The 11,001-nt window shown below is 63.9% G+C and carries 11 protein-coding genes and 2 pseudogenes; 12 read left to right on the top strand and 1 reads right to left on the bottom strand.

From position 1 onward, the window contains the following. From ORI27_RS16180 to ORI27_RS33010, 7 genes and pseudogenes are all read left to right on the top strand, one after another. Positions 1-181: pseudogene (locus tag ORI27_RS16180) on the top strand (IS3-like element ISTesp3 family transposase); the annotation flags it as partial. A 103-nt stretch (positions 182-284) separates the two neighbouring features. Then, positions 285-608 carry a hypothetical protein gene (locus tag ORI27_RS16175; protein WP_265997811.1) on the top strand — a complete coding sequence of 108 codons (324 nt, stop codon included), beginning with the start codon at positions 285-287 and terminating at the stop codon, positions 606-608. Further along, positions 605-1,303, top strand: coding sequence for a hypothetical protein (locus tag ORI27_RS16170; protein WP_265997812.1), 699 nt, complete (start codon positions 605-607; stop codon positions 1,301-1,303). Before ORI27_RS16175 ends, ORI27_RS16170 begins: the two co-directional genes overlap by 4 nt. A 222-nt stretch (positions 1,304-1,525) precedes the next feature. After that, on the top strand, positions 1,526-1,720 hold the full coding sequence (locus ORI27_RS33160) for an alpha/beta fold hydrolase (RefSeq protein ID WP_407666325.1): 195 nt from the start codon (positions 1,526-1,528) through the stop codon (positions 1,718-1,720). A 276-nt stretch (positions 1,721-1,996) separates the two neighbouring features. After that, the gene (istA, locus tag ORI27_RS16165) at positions 1,997-3,514 is read left to right on the top strand and encodes an IS21 family transposase (RefSeq protein ID WP_265997813.1); all 1,518 of its coding nucleotides are present in this window, start codon (positions 1,997-1,999) and stop codon (positions 3,512-3,514) included. Beyond that, the gene (istB, locus tag ORI27_RS16160) at positions 3,511-4,317 is read left to right on the top strand and encodes an IS21-like element helper ATPase IstB (protein WP_265997814.1); all 807 of its coding nucleotides are present in this window, start codon (positions 3,511-3,513) and stop codon (positions 4,315-4,317) included. The genes istA and istB overlap by 4 nt, the downstream gene beginning before the upstream one ends. 954 nt (positions 4,318-5,271) lie before the next feature. Then, a pseudogene (locus ORI27_RS33010) lies at positions 5,272-6,435 on the top strand (C40 family peptidase). A gap of 13 nt (positions 6,436-6,448) precedes the next feature. Here the strand turns inward: ORI27_RS33010 and ORI27_RS16150 are convergent. After that, complete coding sequence (locus ORI27_RS16150) at positions 6,449-7,048, bottom strand: helix-turn-helix domain-containing protein (RefSeq protein ID WP_265997815.1); 600 nt, start codon at positions 7,046-7,048, stop codon at positions 6,449-6,451. A gap of 864 nt (positions 7,049-7,912) precedes the next feature. Here ORI27_RS16150 and ORI27_RS16145 point away from each other — a divergent pair. The 5 genes from ORI27_RS16145 (at position 7,913) to ORI27_RS16125 (ending at position 10,894) form a co-directional block, all read left to right on the top strand. Beyond that, a complete protein-coding gene (locus ORI27_RS16145) occupies positions 7,913-8,281 on the top strand; it encodes a WhiB family transcriptional regulator (RefSeq protein ID WP_265997817.1) in 369 nt (122 codons plus the stop codon). Continuing rightward, positions 8,274-8,978: a hypothetical protein gene (locus ORI27_RS16140; protein ID WP_265997819.1), complete on the top strand. Its 705-nt coding sequence runs from the start codon at positions 8,274-8,276 to the stop codon at positions 8,976-8,978. Before ORI27_RS16145 ends, ORI27_RS16140 begins: the two co-directional genes overlap by 8 nt. Further along, positions 8,975-9,472 (top strand): hypothetical protein, encoded by a 498-nt coding sequence (locus tag ORI27_RS16135; protein WP_265997821.1) that lies wholly within the window; start codon positions 8,975-8,977, stop codon positions 9,470-9,472. The genes ORI27_RS16140 and ORI27_RS16135 overlap by 4 nt, the downstream gene beginning before the upstream one ends. Next, a complete protein-coding gene (locus ORI27_RS16130) occupies positions 9,469-9,798 on the top strand; it encodes a hypothetical protein (protein WP_265997823.1) in 330 nt (109 codons plus the stop codon). The genes ORI27_RS16135 and ORI27_RS16130 overlap by 4 nt, the downstream gene beginning before the upstream one ends. A gap of 286 nt (positions 9,799-10,084) precedes the next feature. Next, positions 10,085-10,894: a hypothetical protein gene (locus ORI27_RS16125; protein WP_265997824.1), complete on the top strand. Its 810-nt coding sequence runs from the start codon at positions 10,085-10,087 to the stop codon at positions 10,892-10,894. The last annotated feature ends 107 nt before the right edge of the window (positions 10,895-11,001 follow it).

Below are 11,001 nucleotides of genomic sequence, written 5' to 3'. Positions count from 1 at the left end.
CCTCAAACGCGAAGTCCTCCAAGACCGCAGCCAGTGGCCCGACGCAGCGAGCTGCCGCCGAGAAGTGTTCCGCTGGCTGGTCCGCTACAACATCCGACGACGGCACTCCCGCTGCGCCTATTCCAGCCCCGCCACCTACGAAAACAACCACACATTCGCTACGCTGCCACAAGCGGCGTAACCACAAATCCCGTGTCCACTACACCGGGGCAAGGCCCTACGAAGAGCAGCTGCGCCTTGCTGATCTCGGCGGCCAAGTCCCGATCGACCTCGCGAAGGCTCTGATGGAAGCACAGCAGGTACGCAACGTTTGGGCGCACAACAGCGGCCAAGCGGACCAAGATCTGATTGACCAGGCGCCTGGCCTCCAGATCTCGATTGGCGAGACTGTGAAGATTGACGGCTCGATGATCGCAAAATACATCCTGGCGCAAAACACCTACGCCACAATCGTTCTGAACCGCTTTCGCACTAAGCACGGGTTACCGCCGATGGAGTGCCATCAAAATGGGAACATGTTCATGGCGTCCTTCGATAGCCTCTATCCCAACGCTGTTTCGCCGTATGAGCTGCAAAAGAGAGTTAAAGCGGAACGGGGCCAAAAATGACCGACGGTGGCTCGGCTAAAGATCCTGCGCAGCTCGCATTCGAACGATTTACCGAGCTCGTAGGAGAAGTTACCCAGTTCACCGTATCCGCTTTTAGCGGCATCAAGCTCGCTAACGACGCCCACAACTTGGGACACACTCTCGGCATACACAACAAGCCGATTAAAGATACTGGCGCTCAGTTCGAATACCTTCGCGGCCTGCTGCTACTGGCGATATGGGCAGGCTTCGAAGCGTTCTTTGAGGACTTCTGCAAGGGTGTCCTCGCACGCACCATGTCAGCTGTTGAGGCCGAGGATGATTACGCCAAGATCTTCAACAAGTCGCGGTCTCAGCGAAAGACCTCGCTAACGAAGTTCGAAGCGATCCTTGAGTTGCTCGACCGTCACGGCGCTATACCGCCCAACCTGCTCGCGGCGTTCAAAGAAGCGGAAGCAATCCGAAACATCTGGGCGCACAACGCAGGATGCGTAGACGAGAAGTTCCTAACGGATGCACCTGGGCTTCAGCTATCGCTTGGCGACAAAGTCAACCTGGACGTCGAGCAGTTCATCAAATACATCCAGGCCATCTCGATGTATGCCATGGTGATCAGCACGCGAGATACGGTCGCGCTCGGATACGCCGCGCCTTCGGCTAACTTCCTGGGCGACAACCCGTTCAGATCCGACTACGCCAAGCTGTTCCGCTCTTAGACCGGGGTTCGGCACCAGATTCGACAAGGTAAGAGTCAGCGGCCCGCTTTGGTAATCAGGTCCTCCGAGCGGGACGCGACGGCTTTTCGGCACGAACAGGCAACGGGTGGTGCTGGTCGATCAGCGCGGGCGCGGGCGCAGCACGCCCCACGCGAGTGATCCCTCGGCGAATCTCGTCACCAACCCGAACGACAACCTTACCGGCGACGTGGAGCGACTTCGATGCAGTGTTGTTGTGCAGCAGTGGTATTAGCCGGCTGGTCCTGGGGTACGACGTTGGCGTTGGTGTATGCCGAGCGGCATCCAGACGAGGTCGCAGCGATGATGTCGGACGACTGTTCCCGGCCGAGTTGCCCAATTCCGCGAAAGTCTGTCAGACGGGAGCGAGACGGCAGGGTTGCAGACGCGTACTCCTGATCCTACTGAAACTCGCGACGTGGATGTTCTTCCTGGGTGCAGGGTGCTGGTGGCATAGGTCCAGTCTTGTCATTGGCGTCGGAGGACTTGCCGAAATATCGGCCAATCCCCCTGTCCGTGGCCATGAAAAAGTCCCCACTGGTGGCCAAGTGGAGGTCCCCGCTGGTGGCCAGATAAAAGTGCCCACCCCGTGTTCGTCGTGTCGATCAGGAACTGCGGGCCCCGGTGGTGACGGTGAAGGTGCCAACCACTCATCGTCACCACCGGGGAGTTCCATTGAAGTCTGCGAAGGAACGCATGGACATCATTTCTGCCTATCAACAGCTCGGGTCGTACCGGGCAGCCGCCGAGCTGTGCAACACCACCCCGAAGACCGTCAAACGGGTCGTGGACAAGTTCGAGGCCGACCAGGCCGGCGTACCGTCACCGCCGCGGGTTGAGCGGGTCCACAATTACGATGCCGTGACCGAGCTGGTCGCCGAACGGGTGAAGAAGTCCAAGGGTCGGATGTCGGCCAAGCGGATGCTGCCGATCGCCCGTGCCGCCGGCTGCGACGGGTCGGCGCGCAACTTCCGGCGCCTGGTCGCTGAGTTGAAAGCGTTGTGGCGCAGTGAACATCACCGGGGCCGTCGGCCGGCGGTGTGGTCACCTGGTGAGTATCTGGTGATCGACTGGGCCGAGGCCGCCCCGGGGTTGTTTCTGTTCTGCGCGGTGTTGGCGTTCTCCCGGTGGCGCTTCGTGGCGTTCGCCACTGATCAGCGGGCGTCCACGACGTTGGCGTTGATCGCCGAAGCGTTCGCCGCGATCGGCGGGGTCCCGGCCAAGGTGCTGGCCGACCGGATGGCGTGTCTCAAGGGTGGCGTGGTCGCGAACGTGGTGATTCCCACTGCCGAATATGTCCAGCTGGCAGGTCATTACGGGTTCGCCCCCGATTTCTGTCATGCCGATGACCCTGAATCGAAGGGGATCGTGGAGAACTTGTGCGGCTATTCCCAACGCGACTTGGCGGTGCCGCTGCTCACCGAGGCCGCGATCGCCGGGAAACGGGTCGATCTGCGGGAGGCGAACACCGCCGCGAAGGCCTGGTGCGTGGAGGTCAACGCGGCGGTGCATTCGGAGATCTGCGCGGTGCCCGACGAACGCTTGCTCGTCGAACATGAACTGCTGCAACCACTACCATCGCTACGATTGCAGATCGGGGCACCGTCTGTGATCCGCAAGGTCGACCGGCTCTCATGTATCCGGTACGCCTCGGCGCGCTATTCGGTGCCCACCCGGCTGATCGGCAGCTCGGTGGCCGTGGTCCTCGATCACGGCGCGGTCTGCATCGTGGAACCCGCCACCGGGGTGATCGTGGCCGAACACGAACTGGGTGCCCCGGGCAGCGCGTCGGTCCTCGACGACCACTACGACGGGCCGCGTCCGGCACCCAACCGTGGACCACGCCCGAAAACGACCATCGAGCAACAGTTCTGCGCGTTGGGCGCCGACGCTGAGGCGTTCCTGATCGGCGCTGCGGCGATCGGCAACACCCGGCTGGGCTCAGAGTTGGAGGTCCTGCTCGGGTTGGGTGCCGCACACGGCAACGACGCGCTGATCGCGGCGCTGCGCAGGGCGGTGGCGTTTCGGCGGTTCCGCGCCGCCGACGTGCGTTCCATCCTGGCCGCCGGCGCCGGCACCCCACAACCCCGCCCGGCTGGGGATGCGTTGATCCTGGACCTGCCGATCGCCCCGACCAGATCCTTGGACGACTACAAGATCTCCCCGGTCGTCGATGGCGAAGTGACCTTGTGACGACATCAGCGAAGGCAACCAAAGCGGTTGCACCACTGCCGGTTCCGCAACTGGCAGCTGATCTGGACGCCGGGTTGCGTCGGCTGAAGCTCGCGGCGATCCGGCGCACCGCCCCCGAGGTCCTGTTGACGGCCAAGACGCAACGCTGGACCCCCGAGGAAGTGCTGCGCACCCTCGTCGAAACCGAACTGGCGGCACGGGATGCCTCCAACGTCGTCAACCGGCTCAAGGCGGCCGGGTTCCCCGTGGCCAAGACACTGGACACCTTCGACGTCGCCGCGTCCTCGATCCCACCGAAGACCTTCGACTACCTGTCGAGTTTGGAATGGGTTCGTACACAACAGAATCTGATGATGGTCGGTCCCGCCGGGACAGGCAAGAGTCACACCCTGATCGGGCTGGGGATCGCCGCGGTGCACGCCGGACACAAGGTCCGCTACTTCACCGCCGCCGACCTCGTCGACACGCTCTACCGCGGTTTGGCCGACAACACAGTGGGAAAGATCATCGAATCCCTCCTGCGCGTCGACCTCATCATTCTTGACGAACTTGGCTTCGCGCCACTCGACGACACCGGCACGCAGCTGCTCTTCCGGCTTGTCGCCGGCGCCTACGAACGCCGATCCCTAGCGATCGGGTCGCACTGGCCCTTCGAGGAATGGGGCCGGTTCCTACCCGAGCGGACCACCGCGGTCAGCATCCTCGATCGTCTCCTGCACCACGCCACCGTCGTCATCACCGACGGCAAGTCCTACCGGATGAAGGACGCCCACCACCGAAAGGAGAACCCTCAACCAATCTGAGAATCACCGCACGGGGTGGGGACTTTCATCTGGCCACCAGCGGGGACTTCAACTTGGCCATTGACACCCCCGGCGGGGGAGTGGCCAACTTCACGGACGGAACGCCCCATTCGGGGAACGAACGATTAGGGACTCGACGCGCGATCGCAAGTAATTTCAAACCGCCAGATCTGCTGGGAATTCGCGATTGATCCGAACTCCGCCAGATTCCTTGCGAATACCGCCAGATCCATCGAGACCGGATCAATGTCAGGAGGAGGAGGAGGAGGGGAGGGAGGGCAGGGCGGCGGCAAATGCTAACGGGAGCAATGGATCTCGTTAGCAACCTGACATAATATAGACATAAGATAGGCCATCGGTTAGCTAAACTAACTAGCGCTGAACCTAGCCAGCGTTAATCTCCAGCTGCCGATGCCTCATGAGTATGCGTCGGCAAAGGCGTTTGAGCAGCTCGCCGGCCTTGAGTCCCGAGAACGTGTCTAATGCAGGACAGGAGGGCAATTCGTCCGACCGCGCCGTCGCGTATGCGAACCAAGGGTGTCGCGGCCGAAAAGAGATGGATTCGCACGAACTCGTCCTGAAACCGCTCGACATCTCTTTCATGGATAATGACGATTATCCATGATCATGGGAAAACGATGCGGAACAGGGTGTTGCGAGCCTCACTCGTGGGTTGGTGTTTGACACCTGTGCGCGCCGCGGAGCGCTGCACCGTCGACGTGGAAACATTGGCAGACCACCGATGTCGAGGCACTCAGGTCAGGCGCCGAAATAGGCCGACCCCGTGTGAGGTCGTCGATATCGCCGAGGCGCTCGCTCGCTGATTCGCCTTATCGCCATCGCTGGTTGTGGAGACGAGCACCATCTGATCTTGTCCGGAGGGCGGCCGAGGTAGCTGCAGCCGTCAATCGCTGACCTGCCGCCGACCAAACGTTGGTGGCCCGCGTTGACCGGATGTGTGTGCCTTCGACGTCGGTAGGTTGCCGGCACCTCGATACGGCGAGTGACCAATGTGGTGTTGGTGTTAGCGGGTTGTGGTGGGTGTCGGACATACTGCGGGGCATGTCACTGGAGGGTCTGGTGGCCCAGGTGGGCCAGGTTCTCGGTGATGCTCGGAGCTTGTATGGGGCCGCGCCGCAGGGTAGTGGCTGGTCGAGTACGCAGGTGTTGAGTGCGGGCCGGGACGGGATTGCTGCGGCCGGGGGAGTGGTTGCGGGCTGGGGTGGTGCGGCGTCGTCTACGCATCTGGCGGCCGGTGGTGGTCGGGTATTGGCTTTGGACAACGTGATTGGCGCTGACGGGGCGACCGGATCGGGCTTCGGTGGTGCCGCGGATACATCGCAGTCCGGCCGTAACGGTATGACCGGCGTCGTTGATGACACCCGGCGCGGGGTGGCGGCGATCGCGCCTAGTACTGATACCGCGGCCGGTAAACGTCAGCTGGTGGATCATCTGCAGTTGGAGTTGGATCGCGCAAAGTCGCTGTTGAAGGTGTCCGAACAGCGCAATGTGCTACTGGCCCAGCTGATTCGCGGTGGTGCTGGCGGTTACGGGGGAGTGGGCTCACGCATGGGTGGCGGCCTGTCACCGATGATGGGCGGCGGCATGGGCGCTATGTCACCCATGAGCCTCGGCGGCGGCACGCCCGGCATCCCCAACCTGTCAGCTCTCACCGGCCTGGCCGGGCGTGCGCGCCAGAGCGGCGGGCCCGGTGGATTCCCAACCGCACCCGGTGCGCGCTCGGTTGGTGGCGGCCCGCTGGCTCAGATGGCAGTCCAGGCCGCGCTAACCAAGCAGGGCACGCCGTATGTGTGGGGTGCTAAGGGCCCCAGGGTGTTTGACTGCTCAGGGTTGACACAGTGGGCATGGGGTTAGGCTGGTGTCACGATTGGACCCGACACCTACACCCAGGTCAGGCAGGGCGTTCCGGTGGCACCCGGCGACGTCCAGGCCGGTGACCTGATCTTCCCCAAGTATTCGTGGGATTCACAGGGGCCGGGACACGTCCAGCTGGCGATCTCACCGACGGAGGTGGTACACGCGCCGCAGAGCGGCGATGTGGTGCGGATTGCGCCCATGCCGAAGGATTTCATCGCCCGTCGGCCCGTCGCAGCGTGACGTTTGGTCGTTCCTAGCCAGCTTTTTGCGCGGCAGCCTTCAAGGCTTCGCGGTGGCGGTGGACTTCGGCCAGCGCCAGCATCGTGTCATCGAACGAGTCCGCGGCGTGCGGAAGGCTGGCCGCGATCATCGTCTCCAGGCCCAACAGTTGGGTATCCAGATCCCGCAGCAGCGCACCGGTTTCCGGGTCGTCGGCGGCATGGCGAAGCAGGATCTGAATCGCCCGGGCAGCGACGTTGACGACACCGCCGGCAATCGCGACCGCGTGCACGCTGCTCACTGCGGTCGAAGGTGCAGATGGGGCTGTTGTGATGGCCGCGGCCTGCGCTGGTGATAGCGGCTGTCCGCCCGGAGCCGGTTCGCCGCGGCGAAGCGCGGCTAGCGTGCCCGTAGGCCATTTCAGGGCCTGTTCCAGTTTGTGCGCGTTGGACCGGCGAGGAAACGTGTGTCCTCGCTCCAGCTGCGCTGCGGTGTTCAGTGCGACCCCGGCGGCTTCAGCGAGCTCGCGCTGTGTCGCGAAACCCATTTCCAGGCGGCGATCAGCCACGGCGTGCCCCACACGGGCGTTCGCCGGGTCAATACCGCCATCGGGCATCGCGTCCGCAGTCGTCATCGCCACCTTCTAGTCAGTGAAAGTCCACTGTAGCGAGCTAGACCTGTGCCCTGTCGATCAATCTAGCGAACCGATGCTAATCAGAGACGTTTAGTCGTGACACACCTGCAACGCCGAACGACGGTAGTCATGTTTAGTTAACTAAATTCGTGTTTGACACAGGGCTGGGTGGGAGAAGGCATCACCACAAACAGCCCTCACAGCACCGGCAACGTCTTCAGCACGCAGCGATAAGTGTTGCTGCCACAGCTTTCAACGATTCCACGCGACGCCGTCAGCACGTCTCTCTGGCCGATCCGCGGTTCGGTCCTGGACCCCGCGCTCGCTGACACTACGGACCGGTCGTGGCCGCGTTCGTCGACGCGCATGTCGAAGGCGGTCGACACGCGGGGAGTGAGCTCCCGACTACCCGAGGTGGGTTGCACGGGGGTTTTCCGCCGCTCACGCAGCGGAATACGCTGTATCCCTTGCAGATCAACACGCCCGTCGGTTGGCTAGACATGGCATTTACCCGCGTTTGCGCGGATCCCTAGATGGGCGTCGGGTTGGACCTGATCGAGGAAGCTCGCGCCAGTCTGGAACTGGCGGTGGATGCCTGGCTAGTGCTCGGCGGCGACCGGCCGTTGCCAGCGTGGCACAGCTCGCCGAGGAGAGGTATCGGGTGTCTGACGTGCTCACCACGGCCCGGCAAGCCTTGCTTGACGAGCTCAGGACGGTAGGCAGAAGAATCCTGGCAGACCCGATCGGTACAAGCTGCAAGTTTTCACAAGGCGATTAACTATATGCTCCTAGAGAATCAACTATGCGTGTGGTAAAACGTCTTTAGTTGACTATATGGTCAGCTTTAGGTGCGAGGAGCCGGGAATGGCACACACAGACACTGACCCATCCGCATCTGACGACGCCGGCCTGTGCCGGTACGGCGATGACTCGGACTGGTTCGCCAGCCATGCAGTGCACCGGGCGCGTGCGATCGCGGTCTGCAACAACTGCCCCATCCAGCGCAAATGCGCGCTTGATGCCCAACGACTCGGCGCCACCGACGGGGTCTGGGCTGGGGTCTACCTGCCCGGATTGCGCGACGCTGTGGGCCTGGCAGCGGCCCGCGAGAAGCTCGACAAACTTGCCGAGCGACTGGCCCGTCAGCCCGAGGCGTATCGCCGCCGCGCTATCGCCATCCGTGCGGCCGTCCGGTATGCCGCCGACCTGGCGCAGGAGCGCCGCAGTGCTTGACCACCGCAAGTACTCCAACCAGGTTGGTCAGCGACTCCGCGACGATCTGCTGGCCCAGCTGCGAATGACACGACGACCCATGAGTACCAGTGAGCTACGGGACAAGGCACCCGGGCGTCCCTTGTGCGCCGGTAGTGCGGTGACCGTCGCGCCACTGCAAGAACAGGTGTACCGGGCATTGTGTGTACTGCGCGTCCACGGCAAGGTCGAGCAGCATCGAAGCGAGGGCCGCATAGTGAGTTGGGTGGCTGTCGCCGACACGGATACCGATGCCGAGATCGCCGAGCTGGAAGCAGCATTTCAAGGCAGCCCCCGTCCCCGGTCGCAAGCCGGTAGCCGATTCGCTGCGCGTCGCCGCCCATCTGCGAGCTGCGGCTCGAGCGACGAGCAGGCCGTAGAAGTCGCACCGGGCGCCGGGGGAGCGTGGGCGACCAAGGCGCATATCACATCCCCGGTGAGCTCCGCCCCGGCCGCGCGTGACCCGGCTCGACAGGACCGCACCGTTTACCGGTTCGGAGCTCTGCTGATCGTGGTCGGGATCACGCTCACAATGCTGCTGTGCCTGATGGTCTACGCGTTCGCTAGCGGCTTCGCGCCCAGTAGCGCTGTCGAATGCCAGACGGCGGCCACCGTGCGGTCGACGAACAGCCCGCTCCCGCAGGCCGGCGCTGCCGAGAGGTGGCGGCACCCAACATGAGCGCAACCGTCTCCCACCCTCGAACCGGCCGATGGCTTGACATGCTGCTGAGCCGCCAACCACACCAGATTATTAACAACTCGCAGCATCCCTACCTGCAGCGCTGGTACCTGGTGCCCAGAAACCGCTGGCTCAACATCTACCTGCACCGCTTCGTGGCCTCCGACGACCCAGTCGGGCTGCACGACCACCCGTGGTGGTTCGCGTCGATGATCCTGCACGGCCGCTACACCGAAATCACCGCCACCGGAGCCACCGTGCGCCGCCGCGGGAACATCGGGGTGCGCCGCGCAACCCACCGCCACCGCGTGTGCCTGCCCCACGACATCCAGGGACACGAAACTCCTTGCCTCACAATCATTGTCACCGGACCCCACATCCGCGAGTGGGGATTCTGGTGTCCATGCGCCTCCCGGCAACCAGAACGATTCATTCCCTGGCGCGACATCACCGTCGGCGGCTGCGGCGAACACGATGAAGAACAGTCGTCATGACCCGCGCCCCGTCATCGACGACCGTGGCCTTACGTAATCAATTGCTGGACAACCTTCGTGACGCCGAGCAACCACTGACAACCCAGCAGGTCGCCGGGCGTATTACCGCCATCGCCGTCTACCCCCAACTGTGCGTCCTGCACCACCTAGTCCACACCGCCCGCGCGCACCACCGCAATGCGAACAGCACCGCGCAAGCCGCTGCGCAGAGGCAGCTGAACCAACACCTCGCCAAAGCCGACTCCCGCGGCGCCTATTGGCACTACCCCGATGCCGGCGCCGATCACGCGCCCAACGCACTTCTGGATGCAGTCCAAGACGCATGAACACGTCACTAAGCCTCGCCATGCCCCGCGACGCGGACGAAGAGGCGCGCACGGTCACCGACGCCATCAACCGCACCACGCACGCCGCCGCAAGCTGTCCTCGACGCACTCGACCAAGCCGGTTCCTGCGGATGCGCCCCGGCAGCACCGCTCGCCGCCCCAGCGGAGGGGGCCAGCACTGCTGCGCCCAACACCCCACTGGTGGTAGCCGACACGCTCGGTCCGGCGCCGACGCCCCGACCACGCGGCGCGCGAGCACCACCAACGACGACGACGGGCATTAGCGATGACCACACCCGCGTCCGAGTACGAATCGGCCATCACCCCAGACGAATACCGAGCCCTCGCCGATCGCCGCTGGCGGACCTTCTGCCGCACCCTCGGCTACCCAGACCCCGACACCACCACCCCGGAGAGGACAATATGGCCCGCAGGCGCAACACAGATCGCGACCAGCCGGATCTGTTCAGCATCCTCGACGGGGAAGGCAGCGGTGAGCAGTCCGGAGATACGTCAGATCGTTCAGGACGTGTACAGCCAGCACCTGGCGCTGCCACCGGAATGGACACCGAAGCAGTCGGCGACGTTCCTCGAGGACGAGGCAGCCAGGATCAGCCAACAGATCGCGGAGCTGGCCGACCAGATGGGCGCCCAGTCGGTGACCGAGTGGACGCAGCGGACCGGGGCGCACCCGGACTACCTGACCAAGGTGGGACTGCTCAACACGGCGATGGCCTCGGCCAAGGAGATCGTGCTCAGCGAGCAGCTCTACGAGCTGATCCCGGAGCCGCAGGATCCGCCGAACGAGACCACCGCGACACCGGCGAGCCTGGATCGCAATCAGGTGCCGTGGGATCAGCGCTGGACCCGCACGCAGTACCGCAGCGACCCCAGCGATCAGATCGAAGACCTGGTCGCCCAGATATGGCCAGACCCGGACTTCTCGGCGGTGTTCCGGATCAAGGCCGGCTACCTCCTGGCGGCCCGCGCGGAGGATCACCTGGGGCTGCCGGCACATCGCGAGGACCCGCTGACCGAGGAACTGGCAGCGCTGGTGTACAGCGACCTGCGCCACGACGGCCTACCCGAGCGGTAACCCCGCAGGCGTCGCTGTTCGACGAGCCCGCCGATCAGCCGACCGACCCGCGCAGCGTCGACCCCGGCGGCCAGCCTCTTCCGCCGCCAACAAAAGCCACACCCGAG

The organism is Mycobacterium pinniadriaticum, assembly GCF_026242045.1.
In the GTDB taxonomy this organism is placed as follows: domain Bacteria; phylum Actinomycetota; class Actinomycetes; order Mycobacteriales; family Mycobacteriaceae; genus Mycobacterium; species Mycobacterium pinniadriaticum.
The sequence above is the reverse complement of the archived record's forward strand: the minus strand, read 5'-3'. Positions and strand labels throughout refer to the sequence as shown.